The organism is Methylophilus sp. TWE2 (assembly GCF_001183865.1).
Lineage (GTDB): Bacteria > Pseudomonadota > Gammaproteobacteria > Burkholderiales > Methylophilaceae > Methylophilus.
On sequence record NZ_CP012020.1, the window covers coordinates 1,971,294 to 1,994,734 of the forward strand.

Consider the following 23,441-nt stretch of genomic DNA (forward strand, 5'->3'; position numbering starts at 1 on the left):
GGAATCAAGAATGACTTCAGAAATCAAGGACACTGCTGAGCAGGTGATCCGTCGAGCAGAAGAGATTCTGCAAACGGCTCAGCACGGCCTCGACGATCTAAAATCAGGTAACGGCTCGAAAAGATTTTCTGGGCTTCAAAATCTATTGGTTTTTGGACGCTCGGTAACTTTCGTAATCCAAAATCTGCGCAGTGTGGTTGAGGATTTTGATCAGTGGTACAACCCAATACAGGAAGAGCTCCGATCTGATGAAGTGATGAAGTACTTTGTTGAACTGCGAAATCAGATTCTGAAGCAAGGGCGTCTACAAATCGCGATGGAGATTTCGTCACTGTCACTCTCCACCAACGATCTTCAAAAACTCGGCACTCCACCACCCGGCACAAAGGGTTTTTTCATTGGGGACAAGTTCGGTGGCAGCGGCTGGACTATTGAACTCCCTGATGGCTCTGAAGCGAAATACTACGTCGAGCTGCCAAGGAGCATTGCTGAGGTGAAGCAAGTCTTCGCTGAAGTGCCAGAGTCAGCAAGGGCAGCCATAGAGGGCAAGAGTGTTGAAGAACTTGGTGAGCAGTATTTGGCCAAGCTTGGGGAGATTCTAGACTCATGCCGCAAACAATTTCTTGGAGCGCCAGCGCAAAAGATCGGAGGTAAGCGTCTTCCGCCATACCTTCGGATCATAAAATGAACCACGCACTAACAACAGCCCTGCAGGGTGGGCAATTTGTTGCCCACACGTTCGATCCCACGCAAATTGATTCGATATCGCATCACCGCAGCGCCAACCCTTCTGAAGCAATTAACCTTTTACGGTAGTCACTGACCGCGAGTAACGGTTTTTATGTGATGACAATGCGCTTTGCCTGCGGAAGCTACTCTGTAGCAACGCCATTATCGTACGTATAAATCCGCATATAGACCTTAAATTAGCTCATCTTAGTCCCTGCTTTTATTATCCTTAAAGCAATCAAAATATGCCGTTTGGTATATACCAACCTACCTATATCTATAGACGATTTATGGAAAATGTCCGCGCATAATGCAAACCATCGTGATTGAGCAACGTTTTAACAGATTGCCATCACATTGACTAACACATAGGAGAACAAACATGCGTAACGTTATTTCTGCAATTGCTTTAGTAAGTGGTTTTATTGTGGCTGCCCCAGTGGTGGCTGTGGAACAAAATGGTGGGATTGAAAAAACACAAACTGCTCAACATTTTTTGAGCAAGCGTCCATATGCTCAACCAATGTTTGCCAAAGCTGACAGTGAGCAATCCTGGGTAGGCGCAACACTGGTGGTGGATGGTAACAACGGGCGTGCAAGCGTTCACGATATGCAAAAACTGCACATGATTGGTAAACGCGCTTTTTAATCTGGGGCATCGGGTCCACGCGAAAAAGTGAAGCGCCCCAATTGCTTTAGGACAAATTTAGGAGATTACAAATGAAAAAATTATTTTTAACCGTATTGGCTTTAGGCTTTGTGGCGCAAGTAAATGCAGCTGATTTACCGGATAACGAGCAACGTATCGGCCAGTCGCATCACAATCACTTTATCGGGAAACGTCCCTACAACAAAATTGTTGATAAACCAGCTAAGGGGGCTGATCAAGCCTGGGAAGGTACTGGTTTAGTGGCTGAAGACCCTGAACAAGCTGAAAAGAAATTGATGAAACATAACCAACATCAAATGAATTTTATGGGTAAGCGGCCATATCTTGCGCCACATAATCCAGACTGATGTCTGAATCGCAAACGATTTTAAATCTCTCTCTGATACCCGCCTGTTTTTTGGGCGGGTTTTTTTATTCCTTCGCAGGCCAAAACGATCAAGATGCTGGCTACTGCCTGTGATTCAACAATAGCCCAGTACGAACCTTACCTCACTTTTAATCGCGACTTGAAAGCAGGGGTTTTTGATGAAAACTGGGGCGTCATTTTGATTTCGTGGATGGTGAATTTGGTGGTGGCTAAAGATTGTTTTATATTGTGACGCCTGGGCAACGAGTTGCCCATCCTAGTAGACTGTTAATTTTGATAGCCTTACGTGTGGGCAGCTGGTGCCTACCTTTTCGATTGGATGAAAAATGCTTAAAAATAAAAATATTGTCCTAACATACTTAAAACTTCTTGGTTTAATTTTAAGCCTTTCTCTCTTTGCTGGTTGCGCCGCAACCGGGCAAAGTTTCTCAGGCTTTCAATCAACATCCGACAAGTCAGCAGTCATAGTTATTTATCGTCCAGACTTATTCCGGGCTGGTGGTCAATCTGTAAAGGTGTCAGTAGACAACAAAGAAGTTGGTGTCTTACGAAATGCAGGTTGGCTTTCTTTTCCAACAACTGATGGTGAGCATTCAATTACGCTGGATGAGCGATTCAGACTCTGGCAAAAGGGCACGGTGTTAAAAGTTGAAGCTAAGCAGGGTGAGCAAATTGCACTGCGCGTATTACCAGGGGGAATGACAGGTATCTTCCCGATGCCTTCAGGTCCAGTCACGACATTTGGTCCATGGACAATTCAACAGGTGTCCACCGAGGTTGCCTTAGCAGAGTTGAAAAGCCTTAAAGAATCTAAATGAATCGTTTAAAGCGTGCTCCGCTTTAGATATGGCTTTATATCCACGATAAACCTGCTTAACTTTAGCACCGTAGGGTGGGCAACTTGTTGCCCACGCGTTCAAGTCATTCTCGACAAACGATGAGTATCTTCCGCCATTCAACAATTGTTGATTACCACAAATACAAAAAAGCGCAGCCATAATCGCTGCGCCTTTGTATTTACTAAGTCAAATTAAAACACCCGCAACTGTGTCGGCTTCAAGTAAACCGTCTCGCCCTGCTTAAAACTCAACTGGTTAAACTGCTCCCGGCCCAGTTCCACATCCACATATTGCTCGTTGTCTGAACGCTTGATTTCCAATCGCACCAGTGAGCCCACAGAATGCACATAGGTGAGCGATCCGGCAATACTTTGTGCGTCGGCTTCTCGGCTCACGGCAATCTCATAGGGGCGCACAAAGCCTTTGCCTTGTGGGGTTTCAAAGGCGTTTACGTTGCCTAAAAACTCATATACAAACGGTGTGGCTGGGTTGTCATATACGGCTTGCGGCGACCCCACCTGCTCTACCTGGCCATGGTTCATGACGACGATGGTATCAGCGACTTCGAGCGCTTCTTCCTGGTCATGCGTCACAAATACACTGGTCACATGCAATTCATCATGCAAACGGCGCAGCCAGCGACGCAGATCTTTACGCACTTTGGCGTCGAGCGCGCCAAATGGCTCATCCAGCAACAGCACTTTTGGTTCTACGGCCAAGGCACGCGCCAGGGCGATGCGCTGGCGCTGACCACCTGAAAGTTGTGGTGGGTAGCGGTCAGCCAGCCAATCAAGCTGTACCAGCTTGAGCAAATCATGCACGCGTTTCTTGATCTCGGCATTGGATGGGCGCGTTTCTTTGGGGCGTACACGCAGGCCAAATGCGACGTTTTCGAATACGGTCATATGACGGAACAAGGCGTAATGCTGGAACACAAAGCCGACCTGGCGCTCGCGCACATCAGCATGGGTAGTGTCTACGCCATCAAACAGTATCTGTCCACTGTCTGGGGTCTCAAGCCCGGCGATAATGCGCAACAAGGTAGTTTTACCGCAACCGGAAGGGCCCAATAACGCGACTAGCTCACCAGACGGCACTTGCAAATTGATATCACGCAAGGCACTAAACTGGCCAAAGCCCTTATTGATTTGTTGTATGGTAATGCTCATGTTAAGCCGTCACTTCCTTTTCAATAGCGGCTGCATCGCGAGATGCCTGCCATTCGACATAGGTTTTCAAAACTAAGGTTACCAGCGCCAACAGCGTGAGCAGTGAAGCCACAGCAAAAGCCGCCGCGTAGTTATATTCGTTATACAAAATCTCAACATGCAAAGGCATGGTGTTGGTGAGCCCGCGGATATGGCCTGAGACCACAGACACCGCACCAAACTCGCCCATGGCGCGCGCATTGGTCAGGATCACGCCGTAAATCAGGCCCCATTTCACGTTAGGCAACGTCACATGCCATAGCATTTTCCAGCCCGATGCGCCTAAGACCAATGCAGCCTCTTCTTCTTCCTTGCCTTGCGCCTGCATCAGCGGGATCAATTCGCGGGCGACAAACGGGAATGTCACAAAAATGGTCGCCAACACAATGCCGGGTATTGCAAATATCACTTTCAGGTCATGGTCAATGAGCCATTCACCAAACCAGCCTTGCAGGCCAAAAATAAGCACAAAGATCAAACCGGCAATCACAGGTGAGACGGCAAACGGCAGGTCAATCAAGGTGATCAGGAAACTTTTACCTTTAAAGTCAAATTTGGTAATTGCCCAGGCTGCGGCCACGCCAAACACCAAATTCAGTGGCACCGAAATCAGCGAGGCAATCAGGGTCAGCTTCATGGCGGATAAAGCATCTGCTTCAGTAATCGCAGCCAAGTAAATGCCCCAGCCTTTGCGCAAGGCTTCGGCAAATACGGCGGCTAGTGGCACCAGCAAAAACAGCCCGAGGAATGCAAGAGTCAGCCCAATCAGGCTCCAGCGTACCCATGCTGGCTCAGACGTGGCACGCTTGGAAGCGACCTTGCCCTGGTATTGTTGAAATTGTGTGGTATGCATAAATGTCTATTCAATTAAATATAAAGCGTGCGTCAGTAATTATTTATTGCCATGGCGGTGATTACTCCACCACTGCAATAGATTAATCAATAACAGCAACACAAACGAAATCACCAGCATCACCACTGCAATCGCCGTTGCCCCAGCGTAATCGTACTGCTCCAGCTTGGTAATAATCATCAGCGGCGTGATCTCGGAGATCATAGGCATATTGCCCGCAATAAAAATCACCGAACCATACTCGCCTACCGCGCGGGCAAATGCCAGTGAAAAACCGGTGAGCAAGGCTGGCCAGATGGCTGGCAGAATAATCTTGTAAAACGTTTGCCAGCGATTCGCCCCCAAGCTAGCGGCAGCTTCTTCAGCTTCGGCACTAAAATCCTCTAATACCGGCTGCACGGTACGCACCACAAACGGCAAGCCAATAAAGGTGAGTGCAACCACCACGCCCAGCGGGGTAAAGGCGACCTTAATACCGTGTGGTTCCAGCCATTGACCTAACCAGCCATTGGGGGCATAAATCGCTGTCAACGCAATACCAGCCACCGCGGTCGGCAAGGCAAACGGCAAATCAACCAGGGCATCCAGCACTTTTTTGCCGAAAAACTGGTAGCGCACCAGTACCCAGGCCGTGAGCAGGCCAAACACCAGGTTAATCAACGCCGCAAGTAGTGAAGCGCCAAAGGTCAATTTATACGTCGCGACGACACGCGGTGTAGTCACAACTGCCCAAAACTCATGCAGACTGAGCTCGGTGGTGCGTAGAAAAACAGCCGCTAAAGGGATAAGGACGATAAGGCTCAGATAGACCAGCGTGTAGCCGAGCGACAAGCCAAAGCCGGGGAGTAAATGTTTCTTTTTATGTGATGCCATGATGTATGGTGACCAGTGAGACAGGCGCTAATATAGCCGGACTCTTTAAAAGAATTAAAGAATAAATAATCATTAATTTATAATATAAAGTTATAAAGAATGGATAACGCGACCAAATCACGCAACCTTGGGTGAACGATGCTGATACTCGTCATTAATCACTTTGGCCACCACCGGCGCTGCCAGCAGGTTACCCTGCAACACGGTCGAGCCAGCTGCAATCGCAATATCCAATTGCTGTTGTGTTTCGATGCCCAAAATCACAGGCGTACTGCCCAGATCCTGCACAGTGGACACTAATCCTTTCAAGGCTTTGGCGAGTGCAGGCTGTTGTGCTGCCTGGTGAATCACGGAGACGTCAAACTTGATGTAGTCATGATGTGCACTCCACAATCGGTACAGCTTGCTCTGGTGCCCACCCACATGGTCAAACGCAATCCGGTAGCCCAGCGCACGGTAGTTCTCGATAGCTGAAATCAGATGTTTGTCCTGCTCGATCAAGGACTCATTGATCTCAAGCACTACACGATGTGTAGGCACAGAGTATTTATGCAAAATTTGCTCAAACACCTTGCCGTGTGCACTAACTTCCAGCAACAACTTGGGATGCACGTTTAAAAACAGCAATCCGTTTTCCTGATGAATCGCCCTGAAGTTAAGCACATGCTGCGAGCGGCATACGCGGTCAAACTGCACCAGCTTGCCGGACTGCTCGGCATAGGTAAATGCAAACTCAGGCGTACTGCCCAGCGTGCCAAACAAAGACGGGCGTATCAGGGCTTCGTAACCGTAAATATCGCCTTGCTTGGCATCATAAATCGGCTGAAAAGCAGTTTTAAGATGCACACCGATAAAGGTGCTCTCATACTCACCCGAACTGGCTTCCAGCAACCCCAGTTCTTCCAGGTCCAGCGACAGTGCCTGCTTTAATTCTGCACGTAGCTGTATGACGTGTTCAGGCTCCTGGTTAGGTTGACGTTGTGTCATGATGATTCCTTCCTGCGATACAACTGCTATTTCTGATAAATCTGGTCGAAAATGCCGCCATCGCTAAAATGCGTATTTTCGGCTTCATTCCAGCTGCCAAACGCTTGTTTGACTGTAAATGTATTGAGCTTTTTGAAGGTGGGTTGCGCCACTTCAGTCACTTGCGGGCGCAAATAATGCTTGGCAGCAATGGCCTGGCCTTGCGTTGAAAAGTGGAATTCCAAATAAGCCTGTGCTACTTTGCGTGTGCCTTTTTTATCCACTACTTTATCCACCAGCGCGACTGGGTTCTCAGCCAACACGGTGACTGAGGGGTACACCACCTCATATTTATCTTCACCCAACTCCTTTTGCAGCAAGTAGACTTCATTCTCAAACGTGACCAGCACATCGCCAATCTCCCGCTGGGCAAAAGTCGTGGTTGCCCCTCGGCCGCCGGTATCCAGCACTGGGACATGCTTGAACAACTCAGTCACAAACTGGCGGGCTTTGGTGGCATCGCCGCCTTTTTGCGTGATATAGCCCCAGGCAGCCAGGTAGCTATATTTACCGTTACCAGAAGTCTTGGGATTAGGAATGACAGAAGTCACACCTGGACGGATCAGGTCATCCCAGTCTTTGACTTGTTTAGGGTTACCTTTACGCACCAGAAATACGGTTGGCGATGCACTTGGTACACTGTTATTTGGCAAGCGGGTTTGCCAGTTAGCCGGAATCAATTTGCCTTTTTGCGCCAGGATATCAATGTCTGCACTGCGGTTCATGGTAATCACATCGGCTGGCAGGCCATCCACCACCGAGCGCGCCTGCTTGGTCGAGCCACCATGCGACTGATTAATGGTCACCGTTTCCCCGGTTTTCTCTTTCCAGTACTGCACAAAAGCCGGGTTAAAATCTTTATAGAACTCTCGCGTCACATCATATGAAGCATTCAACAATTCGGCGGCTTGCAGTGACACACTGCTCAATAACATGGCCAACAAGGTACTGCGCAAGACAAACGGCATAGATCACTCCCTTTTTATGATGAGACTGGGGAGCACTATAGCGGCAAACTTATATTTTTAAAAAGAATAAAAAATAATATATTTATAATATAAAAATATATAACAACTTGACTTAACCTCTCTTGAGCCTCTTAGCTATAGGTATTCACATGCCGGTTTGGTTAAAACCTGTTTAAGAAGCAAAACATATAAATAAATAATTAACGATTCTAGGGTTAGCCCTATTCAAGCTTGTAGGATTATTTTATAGTTTAAAAAGATTAATGCTGACCAGACACCTGGAAGCCAGTCGCCTAAGCGGGCGACTGGCTTTTTTTTTCGTCTGTAGCCAGCCTCAGCAGTTTAAATACAGGATTGGATAGCCGATGGAAGAGATCGCGATTGAACACATCGTGCAACAACTGGCCAGCATACGTGAACGCGCATTGCAGCAGCGACAACGCTTGTCTCAACCACCCAAGCTGCCCGCGCGCAAGGCCCTGGGAAAATGCGTAGAGTGGTTAGCTGCCTCGCTATTTCCTAACCGTCTGGGCGACTCTGACATTCAGCCACATGCCATTAATTTTTATGTAGGGACAACGCTGGATAAAGCTCTGCGTGAATTGCAACAACAAATCCGTCTTGAGCTTGCGTTTAAAGCGCCGGGGACCGCCGCCAGCCAGTTCAATGCACAATCACATGCCCTCACGCAAACCTGTGCCGAGCAATTGCCTGTGATTCGCCAGCAGCTGGATACCGACCTTGAAGCCGCTTATCAAGGCGACCCGGCCGCTGACAGCGTAGATGAGATACTGGTCAGCTACCCCGGCATCCTGACCCTGATTCACTACCGTATTGCGCATGTGCTTCACGGCCTGGGTTTGACCATTATTGCGCGCCTGATTACCGAAATTGCCCATTCACAAACGGGGATTGATATTCACCCCGGTGCAAAGATCGGCGACTACTTCTTTATCGACCACGGCACGGGTGTAGTCATCGGCGAAACAGCCATTATCGGCAACCATGTGCGGCTCTATCAGGCAGTGACGTTGGGGGCCAAGAATTTCCCTAAAGACGCCAATGGTCACCTGGTCAAAAAGTTTGAACGCCACCCGATTTTAGAAGACCACGTTGTCGTCTATGCCGGAGCGACGATCTTGGGCCGTATCACCATCGGCAAGCATTCCATTATTGGCGGCAATGTCTGGGTGACACGTAGTGTGCCTGCCAATAGCCATATCACCCAAGCGCATTCGGATGCCAAACCGATCCCGGCTGCCGCTTGACGTTTACCTCAACTTTTAGTCGCTAATGTTTAGCTAACTTCATAAGGAGAATCATAGTATGTCCGAACAACCAACACAGAGCGCCTTGGGCGATGTCGCCGCACGGACGCTTGCCAATGCAACCAAATCGGTGCCTATGCTCAGCACCATCAGCCCACGCTGGCTGGTGCACCTGCTGAATTGGGTCCCCGTTGAAGCTGGCATTTACCGCGTCAACAAAGCCAAAGACCCGAATGCCATCACGGTAGATTGCTCAAACAAAGATGAAAAAGAGCTGCCAGCGACCTTCGTGGATTACGAAGAATGGGGCAGAGAATATGTGCTAAACGCAGTGAACACTGTGGTCGATGTGCATACCCGTGTCTCTGATCTCTATAGCAGCCCGCATAACCAGATCAAAGAGCAGTTGCGCCTGACCATTGAAGTGGTGAAAGAGCGCCAGGAAAGCGAACTGATCAATAACAAAGAGTACGGCCTGCTCAACAATGTCGCCAAGTCACAAACCATCAAAACCCGCAATGGCTTCCCTACCCCGGATGACCTGGATGAACTGCTGACCAAGGTTTGGAAAGAACCCGCCTTCTTTCTGGCGCACCCGAAAGCGATTGCTGCGTTTGGCCGCGAGTGTACCCGCCGTGGCGTACCACCGCCGACCGTGTCCCTGTTTGGCTCACAGTTCCTAACTTGGCGTGGGATTCCATTGATTCCAAGTGACAAGCTGCCTATCGTCAACGGTAAATCCAAAATCCTGTTACTGCGCGTCGGCGAGAGCAAACAAGGCGTGATTGGCCTGTATCAGCCTAACCTGCCAGGCCAGCAAACCATGGGCCTGTCAGTACGTTTTATGGGCATCAACCATAAAGCGATTGCGTCTTACCTGGTCTCGCTGTATTGCTCACTGGCAGTATTGACTGAGGATGCAATTGCCGTACTGGAAGATGTCGGAGTTGACCATTACTATGACTACAAGTAATTCATTCGATTTAGGCAGCTTTGAGCCTGAGGCCATCTTGGCCTCATTGCCCGGCGAGCACCCCAAAATGGCGGCTGCACTGGGTGTGGGGCGCGAGCTGGAAAATACAGGCGTGCTGGATACCGCCACCCTGACGCAACTGGTCAACGATCTTTACGCCGAGGGTTTTCCGGCCACCGCACCTTTTGCGGCGGCAGACTTTGCGCAATCACTGACTAATAGCCCCACGCCACAACCATCTGTGCCCGCCACAGACTCATTAACGACGAAACTGGGTCATGCGGGCGGCAACTCCCTGGGGATAGCTTCACCAAGCTATGTGCAAGCGCAAGGTCAACCTGTGACCCAAGAAGCACAGTCGCAGCAGCTCACCTATGCGCCAGGCGTAGAAGGCCTGGGTAGCGATCCGCTGCATAACCATCCGGCACACCTGAGTATATTGCAACCGGAGGCAGCTTACTTGGCACCGTCAGCTTTTACCGGGTTGGGGATAGACATCCCATACCAGCAGGAACTGGATCACTGGCTTGGGTCGGGCACCACCCAGGTACCAGCGTCTGCAGCACCCACGCAACCAACCAGCAACTCGTCTGCTACCGGCTCGCAATCATTTTACTTTTTGCAGGCGAAACCAGACGTTATCGGCAGCTTGCCCGCCTCTGCGCATCCTGCGTTTGACGTGCACGCCGTGCGTCGAGACTTTCCGATTTTGAATGAGCGTGTGAATGGCCGTCAGCTGGTGTGGTTTGATAACGCAGCGACCACGCAAAAACCACAGTTAGTGATAGACCGTATCAGTTATTTCTACCAACACGAAAACTCCAATATACACCGTGCTGCACATGCGTTAGCTGCTCGTGCCACCGATGCTTATGAAGATGCACGCGAAACCGTGCGCCGCTTTATCAATGCGCCGTCAGTAAACAATGTGATTTTTGTACGCGGGACCACGGAAGCGATTAACCTGGTCGCTAAAACCTGGGGCAAAAAACATCTGGGGGTAGGAGACGAAATTGTGGTGTCTCATCTGGAACATCACGCCAATATCGTCCCTTGGCAGCAGTTGTGCCAGGAAACAGGCGCCGTGCTGAAAGTCATTCCGGTGGATGACAGTGGTCAGATTTTGCTGGAGGAATACCAGAAACTACTGACCGCGAGAACCAAACTGGTGTCGTTTACGCAAGTCTCGAATGCCTTGGGCACGGTCACGCCTGCACAGGAAATGATTGCCATGGCACACCGTGCCGGGGCAAAGGTATTGCTGGATGGCGCGCAATCGGTGTCACACATGCGCACAGATGTGCAAACGCTGGATGCGGATTTCTTTGTCTTCTCGGGGCACAAGATCTTCGGCCCTACCGGTATTGGTGCACTCTATGGCAAGGCAGATGTGTTGCAGGACATGCCTGCCTGGCAAGGCGGCGGCAATATGATCCAGGATGTGACGTTTGAGAAAACGATCTACCACGCTGCGCCAGCCAAGTTTGAAGCAGGTACGGGTAACATTGCCGATGCCGTCGGGTTGGGCGCAGCATTGAAGTATGTGGAGCATTTAGGCATTGAGAACATCGCGGCTTACGAGCATGCCTTGCTGGAATATGCTACGGCAGCCATGTGCCAGATTCCTCACCTGCGTTTGATAGGCACCGCCAAACACAAAGCCAGCGTTTTATCCTTTGCATTAAAAGGCTATCAAAGTGAAGAGGTTGGCGCCGCGCTCAATGAAGAAGGCATTGCAGTGCGCTCAGGGCATCATTGTGCGCAACCTATCCTGCGCCGTTTTGGGGTAGAAACCACAGTGCGGCCTTCATTGGCGTTTTACAACACTTATGAAGAAATTGACCGCATGATTGCGGTATTGCAGCGCCTAGCGTCTTACAACGCTTAAGACAATTGTAAACCTCCGACGTGTATGCATTTCCAGTGGGATGCATACACAGCTTTTTCCTTGGCAGTGACAACCAGCTGTTGTGACATCCGGTCTAACCCCTGTAAAATCCCTGTCTCAGGCACAGACAAGCGATAAAGCAGACCGATGAAATTTGATCCGCGCAATAACAAGTTCACCGCGATATTCACCAGGGAAATGCTGGAGGCGACGCTTCCGTCAGTCCTGCTGATCTGCCTGGCCCTGTTTTTTGCCTATAAATTCATAGACCCTGCCCCACCCCGTAAAATTGTGATTGCCACCGGCAATGCAGACCTCAACTACAACGCTTTTGCTGCCATCTACGGGGTTTACCTGAAAAAAGAAGGCATTACCCTGGAGACGCGCAAAACTTCCGGCGACATTGAAAACTTGCGCCTGCTGAAAAATCCGGATTCGGATGTGGACATCGCCTTTATCCAGGATGGCGTTGCGCATACTGAAGGTGCAGGCACGCTGTTATCTCTGGGGAGTTTGTATTACCAGCCAGTCTGGATATTCTGCCGTTGCAAAAAAGAGGTCACGCATTTGTCTGCACTAAAAGGTAAACGCATTGCGATTGGCTATGTGGGTGACGGTACCCATGCCCTAGTCAGTACCTTGTTATCGGAAAGCGGCATTGATACTGCAAACGCAAGCCTCAAGGCGATTGGTGGAGATGAGGCCGCGGAGGCATTGCGTCAGGGGAAAGTGGATGCAGCCTTGTTTGTGGATGTGGCCAATGCAAGCCTGGTTCGTGAGCTCCTGGGGGAACCACAACTGAAACTGCTGAGTCTGGATACTGCCGAGGCTTTTTCACGCAAGTTTGCGTTCATGCATCATCTGGTTCTACCCGAAGGGGCGATGGACCTGGCGCGTAACCTGCCACCCCATGATGTGCACCTGGTGGCGCCTACTGCTACGCTGGTCGTCAAGGAGAGCATGCATCCGGCACTGGTCTACCTGATGATGAAGGTGATCTCACAGGTGCATGGCGGTCCGAGCATGTTTAACAGCAAAGGTGAGTTTCCTTCGGCCAAGGATACTGACTTCCCGCTCAGCACCCAGGCACTCAACTTTTACAAATCGGGCCTGCCGATTATTGATAAATACCTGCCATTCTGGGCAGCGACATTTGTTAACCGCACGCTGATTGTGATTCTGCCTTTGCTGGCATTGCTGATCCCGCTGACCAAGATTATCCCGATGGTGTATGTATGGCTAGTCAAGCGCAAATTGTTCCGTTATTACGGCGAGTTGCGTTTTCTGGATACGCAGTTACAAGACATTCAAAGCGCTGAAGATGTGCAGCAATGCCTGGAAAAACTCAATGAGATTGAAACCAAAGTGGTGAATGTGAAATTACCGGTACCTTTCTCACAATATGCTTACGAACTGCGTGCACATATCGAGTTGGTCAGGTCCAAACTGAATCACCACAAATTGCGGTCTGTAGACAGCTGAACATGCCTGAGGAATGGTTTAGGCCCCGTTGTTGACCCACTCTTGCAGCGCCTGCTCTTCCATGGGCCGTGCATATAAAAAACCTTGTACCAGGTCACAGCCCAGGCTTTTCAGGTAATCAGCCTGCGCTTGTGTTTCCACGCCCTCAGCCACAATCTGGTAGTGCAGGTTTTTACCCAACACCACTATTGCACTGGTCACCGCTTCTGAACGCTCCTTGCCCGGCACATCATTCACAAATGAACGGTCTACCTTTAAATAATCTCCGGGTATATCTCGCAAATAAGCCAGGCATGAATAACCGGTGCCAAAATCATCAATCGCCAGTTTGACGCCAAGCTGTTTGAGTGCCTGCAAACTTTCAGTGCCTTTGCAATCGGAATGCACCAAAGCACTTTCAGTCAACTCGATCACCAGCCGGTCCGCAGAGAGCCCTGTTTCACGTAACACCTGCAACACATAGTCAGTAAAGCCTGGCGACCTCAATTGCATTGGGGATACATTGACCGAGACCTTTACTTGGCTCAAAGCGCCAGTTTTCCACGCAGCAACCTGCTGACAGGCCGCTTTTAACACCCAGGCACCCATAGGCACAATCAAGCCTGTTAGTTCAGCCACGCCAATAAATTTGTTAGGAGGAACAACACCTTGTTGTGGATGTTGCCAGCGGATCAACGCCTCCACACCCACGAGTCTGCCGGTCAGAAAGTCCATTTGTGGCTGGTAAACGAGGTAGAACTCCTGATGGGCAATCGCCGCCTCCAGCTCACTGGCAAAGGCCAGCTCTTCTGGTGGCAACACCTGCTCATGCATGACCCCTTTGTGGTAATAATTCAGAGTCATCACAAGCACGATAGCGTTTAATGCCAGCGTGATAAGCAAAGGGGTCAGATGAGGGTCATGCCCGAACAGCACACCCATCCCGCCAAGTGCAATCGCGCACAGGAAAAGGACTGCGACAATCCAGCGTAAATGTTGCCCGGTATCGTCCAATAGCAATAAATAACTCAGGGACGTTTGTGAGACTTGTTTGGCAATCAGCGACATGGCACACAAGACACCGGTAACAGAAGCTAATAACGAGAGCTGCCCGTACGCATCCGGGATGTGGTAAGCCTGTGCCAATAGCCCCGTCACTGGCATGAGTATCGCAATAGACAGAATGGTTTGGCTAGTACGGTTAAAACGAAAGTGGCAAAGCAGGTAGCCGAACAAAACAAGTAAGGACATGATGAAGTCTGTTACCGCCTGCCGATGGCTGGCATCCCCCCAGAAATGATCTTTGGAAAACACATGACTGTAAGAGGTATGGCTGCTTAACAGCGCATACACCTGTACAAAAAACCATAGTAAAACAGCACTGACCAGCAACTTAGTCATGCGTGACCAGCGCCAGGTGTCATAGACTACGCACAAGCTGGCCACAATAAACAAAAGGGAACTGATGCTCTGCAATACGCTTAGTGCAAACGTGGCTTGCAACGGAATAAGAGGCAAGCCAAACAGTATGCTGAAAATACTGGCAAGTGCTAGCCATGGCGACTGCTTCTGGACTATACGGAGAAATCGATGCCGCATGTACTGACGTTGCGTCGTACACTCTTGAACACTTTCAGTGAACCAGTCAATGCTGGGTACTGACATGCTGCCCCCTATTTCGGTCTGTTATTGTCACCTGCCGCAGCAGGTCGTTTTGTCTATACTATAGGGCAACTATATTGATATAAAAGCGAAAGAAAAAAGGAGTTTGTTATCCTTTAAATCGAATTAAAGCGATTCAGGCATGATTTGCTACAGAATCATGCGTTGATATATCAGAATGAATATCAACACACTGAGGTCATCCACATTACAAGTACACTGCAGCCTGTCCGACCTTAAACCTCTGCACTGAAGTGGATAGAAACCCATTGCTGCAGTGCTTGCGCTTCCAGCGCTTTGGAAAATAAAAAGCCCTGGGCAATGTCGCAGCCTATGCCTTTGAGAAAACTGGCCTGCGCCTCATTTTCTATGCCTTCGGCAATAATGCGGTAATCCAGGCTTTTGCCCAGGCTGACGATCGCCTGAATGACAGCCTCAGCCTTATTGTGTCCGGGGAGCTCCATCACAAATGAACGATCCACTTTCAGATAATCACCCGGAATGTCACGCAGGTAAGACAAGCAGGAATAGCCCGTACCAAAATCATCAATGGCGAGTTTGATGCCGGCCTCTTTCAAGCGATGCATCATGCGCAGGTTTGCACCATCATCCTGCACAAAAGAACTTTCGGTCAGCTCAACCACCAGTCTGTGAGGCGGGAGTCCGGTTTCTTTGAGTATCTGCAAAATATCTTCCACCAGTGTCCCTGACTGTAATTGCAGCGCAGAAACATTCACTGCAATCTCTGCCTTGCCCAGTACCGGATGATGATTCCACTGTGCCGCCTGCGTACAAGCCGTGCGCATCACCCACTTGCCCAAGGGCACAATCAGGCCGGTCAACTCAGCCATATGGATGAATTTATCTGGAGAAATGATGCCTTTTTCAGGATGCCGCCAGCGCACCAATGCCTCTACCCCTTTTAATTTTCCTGTATTGAAATCAACTTGAGGTTGGTACACCATATAAAACTGCTGGTTATCGAGGGCAGTCTCTACCTGGCTGGCAAAGTCCATATCTGCTGCTGGCAAAACAATTTGTTCGCTAGCCTGCCCTTTACGGTAATAGGTGGCGGTCATGGTATAGATAATGGCCAGAATGGATACCACCACGACCACAGGCAGTGCGCGCAACATATCTTGACCAAACTCAACACCGGCCCTGGCCAGCATAATGGCAAAGAAACTCAGGAACACAATGCTGAAGCGTATCTGCTTGCCGTTATCATCCATCAACAGCAAGTAACTCATAGGCGGATGAGAAGCATGTTTTGCCAGCAGGCTAAAGGCACACAATAATCCGCTCAAGGTGGTCAAAGGCGACATGATGCCGTAAGGCCGCGCAATGCCACACAAAAAGCCAAGTAAGGGGATCAGCGGAATCATGACCGCCACATATAGAATGGCCTGGCTCGTCGCCAGCCAACCGGAACGCTGGAATAAATAAGAACTCGCAACCAAACAAGCCAGTAAGGCGCCCGCCGCATACTCCACAACAGGGGATCCCTGATGCACCTGCAAATCATTGCTAATCCTCAGCAGATGCGCAGTGTCATTAAAATCTGCCGCATAAGGGGATAGCTGAACCACGAACAAACTGATGGTCACCAGTGACATGGTCAGCATGGCGAGGTTGTTGCGGCCATTTTCCAGTAGCAAATTGTAACTGACCAAGATAAAAGTCAGATAAGTGAGTAACTGCGCCAGCCAGACATTGTTCTCTACATCGAGTAGGTAATGCGGGAAACCCAGCAAGCCGCAGACCATGCTGGCCATGGCCAAGAAATGAGTATTGTCCTGCACTTTACGTACAAGACGATGGCGCATGAATTGTCGCTGCGCTGCGTTATCAGTGAGTGGCGTTGTCAGTTCGCCAATCCCGGTGTCACTCATTATTTACCCTTTAATCCCTGTGATCGAATCATTCTGCGCCTTAGGCACAAAAGATTCCCTGAGTCATGTCATTAAACCTTAAAACTCAACAAGGTTATCGGTTAAATAAGCGGATAAATTGAGACCTAATTTAAAAAAATTTAATATTCAGGATGATCAAACAGCGCATCATCAGGCTGCTTCTAATACACGTTGCATGCCATCGGCACTATTGCGCGTATAAACAACCTTCAGTCCACGTTTGTGAGCTAGATGCTTGATACGGTACATCATGGAATGATTGAGCCAGCCGGTGACTAGCACAATCACGTTAACATTCACAGGTAACTCACGTTTGACATCGCCAGGTTTACGGCCAGTCCAGTGATCAATTTTATCGCCCCCTTGCGCTTGCAACACCTGTTTGATGCCTTCAATACGGTCACCACCAACCACTAATGCTTTTGACATGAAACACTCTCCTTATGTAGAGAAAGAAAAAGGCATTGGGTAAATGCCTTTTTCTCAAATGAACTAGAGCAGTTCAACGCTTACTTCTGGTAAATATCGTCAAACACACCACCATCGGCAAAATGTGTTTTCTGGGCTTTTTGCCAACCACCAAACACCTCATCAATCTTGATCAAATTGACCTTTGGGAACTGTTTCTCATATTTCTTGGCCACAGATTCCAGTGTTGGACGATAGTAATTCTTCGCTGCAATTTCCTGACCTTCTTCACTGTATAAATACTCCAGGTAAGCTTTGGAAACGGCTTCAGTTCCATGTCGTTTGGCATTTTTATCGACCACTGTCACTGGAGGCTCAGCCAGAATAGATAAGGAAGGCACCACGATATCAAACTTGTCAGGCCCTAACTCTTTCTGCGCCAGAAAAGCCTCGTTTTCCCAAGCCAGCAACACATCACCAATACCGCGCTCGACAAAAGTCGTGGTTGAGCCACGCGCACCGCTATCCAGTACGGGGACGTTTTTAAACAGCTTCTTCAGGAAATCCTTGGCTTTGGCATCATCGTTATTGTTTTGCTTGAGCGCATAGGCATAAGCGGCCAGGTAGTTCCAGCGGGCCCCACCCGAGGTTTTCGGGTTTGGCGTAATCACTGAAGTACCCGGTTTGACCAGGTCGTTCCAGTCTTTGATGTTTTTTGGGTTGCCTTTACGCACTAGAAACACAATGGTAGACGTATACGGTGAGCTGTTATGTGGCAATCTTTTCTGCCAGTCAGGCCCAAACAAACGGCCTTTGCTGCCCACTTCGTCTATGTCGTAAGACAACGCTAGGGTCACCACATCTGCCTGCAAGCCATCAATCACCGACCGTGCCTGCTTGCCAGAACCACCGTGTGACTGTTTGATAATCACATTGTCACCGGTTTTATCTTTCCAGTACTTGGCAAACGCGGCGTTGTAATCCTGATACAACTCGCGGGTGGGGTCATAAGAGACGTTCAGCAGGTTAACCTCGGCGGCATTGGCGAGTAGGGGCAGCAACAGTGTCACCCCAAGCATGACATGTTTTAAATGCTGTTTCAGTTTCATCATAATCCTTTAATTTGTTTAGAAAGCCAGCAAGGTCAGCTCGGTGTAGAGAAATTCGGAATCGGTATCCCGATCAGCCTGCCCGGCCACTCTTCTGGAGGTGTCTTTGACAAAGTCTCCGCCCCAGAAATAGGCATAACCCAGGTTGAGGGAAGCATACTGATTCAGCGGGAAACGGACACGTAAATCAAACTCTTTGCCTAAATCCCGCCCTGAATTGCCCGTCGTATCACGCAGGTTGGCGCCAGCGTTCCAGCGATCTGTGGCGCTATCCAGGCGGTACCAGCTAAAGCCGGTATCCACTTTCACGTTTTCCAGCCAAGAGAGTTTTGGTTCAAACTCCAGGCGGATCTTGGGCGTACGAATGTTTTCCATCTGGATATAGTCATCGTTAGACCAGGGACGAGCAAAACCGAACAAACGCTCAAACCGCTGATTTTTGCCATCCGTAGGATTTTTGTCACCGCTAGCCACGCCATAGAAAGCACTAAAGCGAGGTTTCCATGGGTGTTTGAAGTTATAGCCTATTTCTGCGTTGTAGGCATAAGCATCATGATCCAGCTCTGCCGTGACCCTGCCAGCGGCGTTTTTCTGGTCCTGATGTCCCCACTGTTTGATATAACTCGCATCGTAATCAAATTGTGTACCAGGAATCACACCATACACACGCAATCCACCGGTATGGATTTCACGGTTAATTTGCGTATTCAATGCAGCAGGTAATCCATTCGAGTCATACTCTACCCTGTCGCCATCCTGCTTCAGCAAAAAGTAAGAGGGCTCAATCGTCACAAACTGTGACCAGCGACGCCAGTTACCAATCACGCCGTAGAAGTTCTGTGAGTGGTCGACCTCATCCAAGCGCTTGGTGAAACGCTGAACGGGTTGCACCGCGTGAAATTCCAGCTGCCAGTCGTTTTTCTTTTCACCGATATTGGCTCGCACACCCTGAAAGGTATTCGTGGTGTTGCGCCACTCATTACGCGCAATCAGGCGGCGGTCACCAGCTTCCCAGGCATGGCGCCCGGCACGCACCCAGAATGGCCGGTGATTACCCAGGTCGTCTTTGCCAAAAATACTTTCCTTGTAATACAGCTCCAGGTAAGCCTGGAGGAAGTCGGCCTGGTTGACATCCCGGGTGTCATAGGCGCGGTCGTAATCGCCATGATTCCTACGAGAATCCTGTACCTCAATGGCGAAACGGAAGGGGTCAAGCACATTTTTCAAGCCAACATAAGCCCTGGTTCGCAATAACAATGGCTCATCAATATTTTGTGCGTTTCTTCTGAAGTCATTATCACGATGTTCAAACCGCGCCCGGTATTCAAACCCCATATCCAGCCAGTCAATGTCTGCGAGCGCATCGTAATCCTTAAGCCAGGTTTTGTTTAACTGCTTGACGTAACGAGGAGGCTCGCTCTCTTTTTGTGTGCCATAACTGCGGCGCTCTACGTAATAACCATTGGCCGCTCTGGCTGCCGCTTTTTCTTCAGCCTTGATTTCTTCCAGGCGTGCTTTTACTTTTTTCTGTTGTTCAATATCCTCAACTTGAGTCTCTGCCAGCTGCACCTCTTCTGCCGAGGCCAAGCCACTACCCAGCCACCACACACCCGCGGTCGCCAGTGCCAGACTTATTTTTTTTAACTGCATGTAATTCTCCCGTAATTTAATGACTTCCAGCAGCCTGGTCAGCACTCAATAAAATATATCTATTACTTCTTTGGTTTGACTTGATGGTCGAAACGAACCTTTTCCCGACGCTCAATTTGCGTCACTCGGCCATCATGGACTGTAATCTCAATAGAACCATACCCAGTGTCTCGCTGAACAGCCGCAATCGCTGCTGCTACAACAACTAAAATGGCCTCGTCGGCTTGCGCCTCAGGTTTGTTTAATACTGTAGACATGATGCCCCTCGCTGCACTGAATGAACGGCATTATTTCAGAGTATTTATATTTTAAAAAATAATTATTTGTTATTTTAATATTACTTTTAACTATATAATAAGTAAAAAAAATCCCGCAATACTGCGGGATTTCAGTTTAAGTCTTTTATGATTGATTAGAAGTTGTACTGCACCTGCACACGGATAGCATCAGCAGTAAAGCTCTGATAGTCTTGCGTTCCGGCTCGGTTACCTGTGACTAAGTTATTACGTTTCATACGATGGTACTCAGCCATAATCTCGACCTCAGGTGCAAGTTGCCACTCCACACCCAACTCCCAGTCATTAACTTCGTTTTTAGGTGCGTTTTGTTCCGCTTTATTATAACCATCAAAGTATTGCCATTTGATAAATGGAATCAAAGTGCCATTGGTATCCAGAAATTGGAAATTATCAATCTTGTACATTGCTTGTACGTAGCCGCCTTGAAGATGTTTTTCTTCAATACGATTCTGCGCAACGTCCAGACCAGGTGTTGTACCCCAGTTCCATTCTGCTTGAATTCCGAATGGCTGCGGATACATGATAAAGCTGACGCCAACACGCTCATCTTTGATACCTTTAGTGGTTGTCACACTATCCTTGGTAAACACACCAGGTGCAGTAACGCTTGTGGTAGCCGTTCTTCTGTAAGCACCCGTCGAAGGTTGATAATCTCCAGAATAAGCCTGAATACCGGCTTCGTAAATTTGACCAGATTCTGTTTTCCATGGGTAAGTTGCGCGAGCTACAAAATGATAGTTGTCATTCACATCACTACGGTTTGCACCTTGACCGTTATAAAAGCCGGCTGCCAACATACCGTAGTTACCAGAATGCTTCAGGCCTTTATCGTTGATTTCTTTAAATAAGGCTTGAATGTTTTCTGGCGTGTAATAGTAAAACGCACCGGTATCTCGCTCATCACGAACCGCACTGTTCAGCGCATCCACACGATCCATAGCCAACCGGTTTGAAGAAGATTGCAGGTTTTCGAAGCCGTAAGGTACTTTAGATTGACCAACACGCACACGGTGTACCCTGGCTTTATCAATATTGATATCACCGTAAGCATCGCGTAACTGAGCTATGTTACCAGTTGTACCTGCCGAAGACGCAAAGTCTGGCTGAATGTAGTAACTCAAGTGATCGCCAAAATCGCCAAAAATGATAATACGGGCCCGACGGATTAAAAAGTTTTTATCCGAGTTGATGGATTCGTCTGTACCCACAGAGCGATCAGACCAGAGATCAACAGGATTAGCACGGTCATCACCATCATCACCAATCATTTTGGTGACACGGTTTTGAACATAGCCGCGAATATTCACACGGCTTGTCCAGCTTTTACTTTCTTTCTTTTTCTGCACTTCAACTTCGTTGCTGCGTCCCTTCATCAACAGGGCGCCTTCTTCCTCAGTTAAAACACCCTTGCTAATCAAAGCTTGTACCAGATCATTGGTTGAGTCAGCGTAAGCAATAGAACTCATGCCCGAAAACAAACCGCTGACAACTGTCGCCATGACCAGGCGACGAAAACCTAAATTCATTATTTTCCCCTATAACGATGACATGTGTATCGGGGACGTATTCTGAACAATCAATATGACAATTTAATGACAATGCTTACATATTTCTTACAGACGGACTATATAAAAGAATAAGCCGCCAAAAGGCGGCTTGTCATATCTGAAAAGTGGGAGGTTTTATCAAGACTCTGCACGCATATGCGGGAACAGGATCACATCACGGATACTGGGACTATCGGTAATCAGCATCACCAGGCGGTCAATCCCTATGCCGCAACCACCTGTCGGTGGCATGCCATACTCCAGGGCACGGATAAAGTCGGCATCGTAGTACATAGCCTCCTGGTCACCTGCTTCCTTGGCTTTCATTTGTGCATGGAAACGGGCTGCCTGATCTTCCGCATCGTTTAGCTCGCTAAAACCGTTCGCCATCTCACGGCCGGTGATAAACAACTCGAAACGCTCGGTGATTTCCGGGTGCTTATCAGATGCACGAGCCAGCGGCGAGACTTCAACCGGGTAATCAATAATGTAAGTCGGTTGCCAGAGTTGGCTTTCAGCCGTTTCTTCAAACAGGGATAACTGCAATGAACCCAGGCCAGCATGATCAAACGGCTTCACACCAAACTTCAACAACTCTTTGCGCAAGAAATCGGCGTCATTCAGTTGGTCTAACGAATATTGAGGCGCATATTTCTGAATCGCGCCAATGATGGTCAAGCGTTCAAAAGGCTTGCTTAAATCCACCTCTTTACCGGCATAGCTCAATACTGCTGTGCCATTCGCAGCAATCGCCGCTGCGCGAATACATTGTTCTGTAAAGTCCATCAACCACTGGTAGTCAGTGTAGGCCGCATAAAACTCCATCATCGTGAACTCGGGGTTATGACGGACACTCAGGCCTTCGTTACGGAAGTTACGGTTGATCTCGAACACCCGCTCAAAGCCGCCCACGATCAGGCGTTTTAAGTAAAGTTCTGGTGCGATACGCATAAACATCTGCATATCCAGGGCATTATGATGTGTGATAAACGGCTTGGCCGAAGCGCCACCAGGAATCGGGTGTAGCATGGGTGTTTCCACTTCCAGAAACTCGTTATCATTCATGAACTGGCGAATGGCCGCGACCACTTTGGAGCGCGCCTTGAAGGTGGCGCGCGTTTCTTCAGAAGTAATCAAATCGACATAGCGCTGGCGGTACTTAATTTCCTGGTCTTGCAGGCCATGGAATTTTTCCGGCAATGGACGGAGTGATTTGGTCAGCAATCGCAATTCAGTAACATGCACAGAAAGCTCGCCAGTGCGGGTTTTAAACAAACGGCCGCGTGCGCCCAAAATATCACCCATATCCCAGTGTTTGAAGCTTTCATAAAGCTCTTCACCAATTTCATCGCGTGCGATATACAGCTGGATACGCGCGGTGCTATCCTGGATGGTTGCGAAACTGGCTTTACCCATCACGCGTTTGAGCATCATACGGCCGGCAACCACGACTGGGATCTCTTGCGGGTCCAGCGTTTCTTTATCGGTTTCCGCATAAGCAGTTTGTAATACAGCAGCTTTATGCTCAGGCTTGAAATCATTTGGGAAAACAGCGGCTTGTTTAGACTGCGCCTGTTCCCGCATCAAGCGTAACTTTTCTCGACGTTCCGCGATCACATGATTTTCATCGACGACTGACTCTGTCGTGCTGTCTGGGTTGGAGTGTTGTGCTGTCATAAAATATCCGGCAATCGCCTGCGTAATCTTAAACTCTATATTTTAGCATTGTT

The 23,441-nt window shown here is 48.9% G+C and carries 21 protein-coding genes; 8 read left to right on the forward strand and 13 right to left on the reverse strand.

Going from position 1 to position 23,441, the window contains the following annotated elements; translation table 11 throughout:
• Nucleotides 1–10: 10 nt before the first annotated feature.
• The 4 genes from ACJ67_RS09415 (at nt 11) to ACJ67_RS09430 (ending at nt 2,584) form a co-directional block, all read left to right on the forward strand.
• The gene (locus tag ACJ67_RS09415) at nt 11–688 is read left to right on the forward strand and encodes a hypothetical protein (RefSeq protein WP_049638853.1); all 678 of its coding nucleotides are present in this window, start codon (nt 11–13) and stop codon (nt 686–688) included.
• A gap of 423 nt (nt 689–1,111) precedes the next feature.
• A complete protein-coding gene (locus ACJ67_RS09420) occupies nt 1,112–1,378 on the forward strand; it encodes a hypothetical protein (protein WP_053092893.1) in 267 nt (88 codons plus the stop codon).
• A 71-nt stretch (nt 1,379–1,449) separates the two neighbouring features.
• The gene (locus ACJ67_RS09425; RefSeq protein WP_049638854.1) at nt 1,450–1,746 is read left to right on the forward strand and encodes a hypothetical protein; all 297 of its coding nucleotides are present in this window, start codon (nt 1,450–1,452) and stop codon (nt 1,744–1,746) included.
• A 346-nt stretch (nt 1,747–2,092) separates the two neighbouring features.
• Nucleotides 2,093–2,584 (forward strand): hypothetical protein, encoded by a 492-nt coding sequence (locus tag ACJ67_RS09430; protein WP_049638855.1) that lies wholly within the window; start codon nt 2,093–2,095, stop codon nt 2,582–2,584.
• A 212-nt stretch (nt 2,585–2,796) separates the two neighbouring features.
• Here the strand turns inward: ACJ67_RS09430 and ACJ67_RS09435 are convergent, their stop codons facing one another.
• The 5 genes from ACJ67_RS09435 to ACJ67_RS09455 form a co-directional block, all read right to left on the reverse strand.
• The gene (locus ACJ67_RS09435; RefSeq protein ID WP_049638856.1) at nt 2,797–3,774 is read right to left on the reverse strand and encodes a sulfate/molybdate ABC transporter ATP-binding protein; all 978 of its coding nucleotides are present in this window, start codon (nt 3,772–3,774) and stop codon (nt 2,797–2,799) included.
• Between the two features lies 1 nt (nt 3,775).
• On the reverse strand, nt 3,776–4,666 hold the full coding sequence (gene cysW, locus ACJ67_RS09440; RefSeq protein ID WP_049638857.1) for a sulfate ABC transporter permease subunit CysW: 891 nt from the start codon (nt 4,664–4,666) through the stop codon (nt 3,776–3,778).
• A gap of 39 nt (nt 4,667–4,705) precedes the next feature.
• Nucleotides 4,706–5,539, reverse strand: a complete 834-nt coding sequence (gene cysT, locus ACJ67_RS09445) for a sulfate ABC transporter permease subunit CysT (protein WP_049638858.1) — start codon at nt 5,537–5,539, stop codon at nt 4,706–4,708.
• A gap of 117 nt (nt 5,540–5,656) precedes the next feature.
• Nucleotides 5,657–6,526 carry an EAL domain-containing protein gene (locus ACJ67_RS09450; protein WP_049638859.1) on the reverse strand — a complete coding sequence of 290 codons (870 nt, stop codon included), beginning with the start codon at nt 6,524–6,526 and terminating at the stop codon, nt 5,657–5,659.
• 26 nt (nt 6,527–6,552) lie between these two features.
• Nucleotides 6,553–7,533: a sulfate ABC transporter substrate-binding protein gene (locus ACJ67_RS09455; protein WP_049638860.1), complete on the reverse strand. Its 981-nt coding sequence runs from the start codon at nt 7,531–7,533 to the stop codon at nt 6,553–6,555.
• Nucleotides 7,534–7,898: 365 nt separating this feature from the next.
• Here ACJ67_RS09455 and epsC point away from each other — a divergent pair, with 365 nt between their 5' ends.
• The 4 genes from epsC (at nt 7,899) to ACJ67_RS09475 (ending at nt 13,144) form a co-directional block, all read left to right on the forward strand.
• A complete protein-coding gene (gene epsC, locus ACJ67_RS09460; RefSeq protein ID WP_049638861.1) occupies nt 7,899–8,801 on the forward strand; it encodes a serine O-acetyltransferase EpsC in 903 nt (300 codons plus the stop codon).
• Between the two features lie 58 nt (nt 8,802–8,859).
• Nucleotides 8,860–9,774, forward strand: coding sequence for a family 2A encapsulin nanocompartment shell protein (locus ACJ67_RS09465; protein WP_049638862.1), 915 nt, complete (start codon nt 8,860–8,862; stop codon nt 9,772–9,774).
• Complete coding sequence (locus ACJ67_RS09470) at nt 9,761–11,662, forward strand: family 2A encapsulin nanocompartment cargo protein cysteine desulfurase (protein ID WP_049638863.1); 1,902 nt, start codon at nt 9,761–9,763, stop codon at nt 11,660–11,662. The genes ACJ67_RS09465 and ACJ67_RS09470 overlap by 14 nt, the downstream gene beginning before the upstream one ends.
• 147 nt (nt 11,663–11,809) lie before the next feature.
• Nucleotides 11,810–13,144: a TAXI family TRAP transporter solute-binding subunit gene (locus ACJ67_RS09475; protein WP_049638864.1), complete on the forward strand. Its 1,335-nt coding sequence runs from the start codon at nt 11,810–11,812 to the stop codon at nt 13,142–13,144.
• A gap of 18 nt (nt 13,145–13,162) precedes the next feature.
• On the opposite strand, the gene ACJ67_RS09480 is transcribed toward ACJ67_RS09475, so the two are convergent.
• From ACJ67_RS09480 to lysS, 8 genes are all read right to left on the reverse strand, one after another.
• Nucleotides 13,163–14,788 (reverse strand): bifunctional diguanylate cyclase/phosphodiesterase, encoded by a 1,626-nt coding sequence (locus tag ACJ67_RS09480; protein WP_231587141.1) that lies wholly within the window; start codon nt 14,786–14,788, stop codon nt 13,163–13,165.
• 233 nt (nt 14,789–15,021) lie between these two features.
• Complete coding sequence (locus ACJ67_RS09485) at nt 15,022–16,677, reverse strand: bifunctional diguanylate cyclase/phosphodiesterase (RefSeq protein WP_049638865.1); 1,656 nt, start codon at nt 16,675–16,677, stop codon at nt 15,022–15,024.
• A gap of 171 nt (nt 16,678–16,848) precedes the next feature.
• Nucleotides 16,849–17,127: a DUF2325 domain-containing protein gene (locus ACJ67_RS09490; RefSeq protein WP_049638866.1), complete on the reverse strand. Its 279-nt coding sequence runs from the start codon at nt 17,125–17,127 to the stop codon at nt 16,849–16,851.
• 80 nt (nt 17,128–17,207) lie between these two features.
• Complete coding sequence (locus tag ACJ67_RS09495; protein WP_369799077.1) at nt 17,208–18,218, reverse strand: sulfate ABC transporter substrate-binding protein; 1,011 nt, start codon at nt 18,216–18,218, stop codon at nt 17,208–17,210.
• A gap of 15 nt (nt 18,219–18,233) precedes the next feature.
• Nucleotides 18,234–19,865 (reverse strand): alginate export family protein, encoded by a 1,632-nt coding sequence (locus ACJ67_RS09500; RefSeq protein ID WP_049639859.1) that lies wholly within the window; start codon nt 19,863–19,865, stop codon nt 18,234–18,236.
• 62 nt (nt 19,866–19,927) lie between these two features.
• Complete coding sequence (locus ACJ67_RS09505) at nt 19,928–20,122, reverse strand: YezD family protein (protein ID WP_049638868.1); 195 nt, start codon at nt 20,120–20,122, stop codon at nt 19,928–19,930.
• A gap of 155 nt (nt 20,123–20,277) precedes the next feature.
• On the reverse strand, nt 20,278–21,690 hold the full coding sequence (locus tag ACJ67_RS09510) for a porin (protein WP_049638869.1): 1,413 nt from the start codon (nt 21,688–21,690) through the stop codon (nt 20,278–20,280).
• A 159-nt stretch (nt 21,691–21,849) separates the two neighbouring features.
• The gene (lysS, locus tag ACJ67_RS09515) at nt 21,850–23,388 is read right to left on the reverse strand and encodes a lysine--tRNA ligase (protein WP_049638870.1); all 1,539 of its coding nucleotides are present in this window, start codon (nt 23,386–23,388) and stop codon (nt 21,850–21,852) included.
• Nucleotides 23,389–23,441: the final 53 nt, after the last annotated feature.

Bases quoted from the DNA above. Each gene is read 5' to 3' on its own strand.
- ACJ67_RS09475 (WP_049638864.1), top strand. From the start codon at position 11,810: ATGAAATTTGATCCGCGCAATAACAAGTTCACCGCGATATTCACCAGG.
- ACJ67_RS09490 (WP_049638866.1), bottom strand. From the start codon at position 17,127: ATGTCAAAAGCATTAGTGGTTGGTGGTGACCGTATTGAAGGCATCAAA.
- ACJ67_RS09420 (WP_053092893.1), top strand. From the start codon at position 1,112: ATGCGTAACGTTATTTCTGCAATTGCTTTAGTAAGTGGTTTTATTGTG.
- ACJ67_RS09485 (WP_049638865.1), bottom strand. From the start codon at position 16,677: ATGAGTGACACCGGGATTGGCGAACTGACAACGCCACTCACTGATAAC.
- ACJ67_RS09500 (WP_049639859.1), bottom strand. From the start codon at position 19,865: ATGCAGTTAAAAAAAATAAGTCTGGCACTGGCGACCGCGGGTGTGTGG.
- ACJ67_RS09455 (WP_049638860.1), bottom strand. From the start codon at position 7,533: ATGCCGTTTGTCTTGCGCAGTACCTTGTTGGCCATGTTATTGAGCAGT.
- ACJ67_RS09470 (WP_049638863.1), top strand. From the start codon at position 9,761: ATGACTACAAGTAATTCATTCGATTTAGGCAGCTTTGAGCCTGAGGCC.
- ACJ67_RS09480 (WP_231587141.1), bottom strand. From the start codon at position 14,788: ATGTCAGTACCCAGCATTGACTGGTTCACTGAAAGTGTTCAAGAGTGT.
- ACJ67_RS09505 (WP_049638868.1), bottom strand. From the start codon at position 20,122: ATGTCTACAGTATTAAACAAACCTGAGGCGCAAGCCGACGAGGCCATT.
- ACJ67_RS09415 (WP_049638853.1), top strand. From the start codon at position 11: ATGACTTCAGAAATCAAGGACACTGCTGAGCAGGTGATCCGTCGAGCA.
- lysS (WP_049638870.1), bottom strand. From the start codon at position 23,388: ATGACAGCACAACACTCCAACCCAGACAGCACGACAGAGTCAGTCGTC.
- cysW (WP_049638857.1), bottom strand. From the start codon at position 4,666: ATGCATACCACACAATTTCAACAATACCAGGGCAAGGTCGCTTCCAAG.
- ACJ67_RS09510 (WP_049638869.1), bottom strand. From the start codon at position 21,690: ATGAATTTAGGTTTTCGTCGCCTGGTCATGGCGACAGTTGTCAGCGGT.
- ACJ67_RS09465 (WP_049638862.1), top strand. From the start codon at position 8,860: ATGTCCGAACAACCAACACAGAGCGCCTTGGGCGATGTCGCCGCACGG.
- ACJ67_RS09430 (WP_049638855.1), top strand. From the start codon at position 2,093: ATGCTTAAAAATAAAAATATTGTCCTAACATACTTAAAACTTCTTGGT.
- ACJ67_RS09435 (WP_049638856.1), bottom strand. From the start codon at position 3,774: ATGAGCATTACCATACAACAAATCAATAAGGGCTTTGGCCAGTTTAGT.
- epsC (WP_049638861.1), top strand. From the start codon at position 7,899: ATGGAAGAGATCGCGATTGAACACATCGTGCAACAACTGGCCAGCATA.
- ACJ67_RS09425 (WP_049638854.1), top strand. From the start codon at position 1,450: ATGAAAAAATTATTTTTAACCGTATTGGCTTTAGGCTTTGTGGCGCAA.
- ACJ67_RS09450 (WP_049638859.1), bottom strand. From the start codon at position 6,526: ATGACACAACGTCAACCTAACCAGGAGCCTGAACACGTCATACAGCTA.
- ACJ67_RS09495 (WP_369799077.1), bottom strand. From the start codon at position 18,218: ATGATGAAACTGAAACAGCATTTAAAACATGTCATGCTTGGGGTGACA.
- cysT (WP_049638858.1), bottom strand. From the start codon at position 5,539: ATGGCATCACATAAAAAGAAACATTTACTCCCCGGCTTTGGCTTGTCG.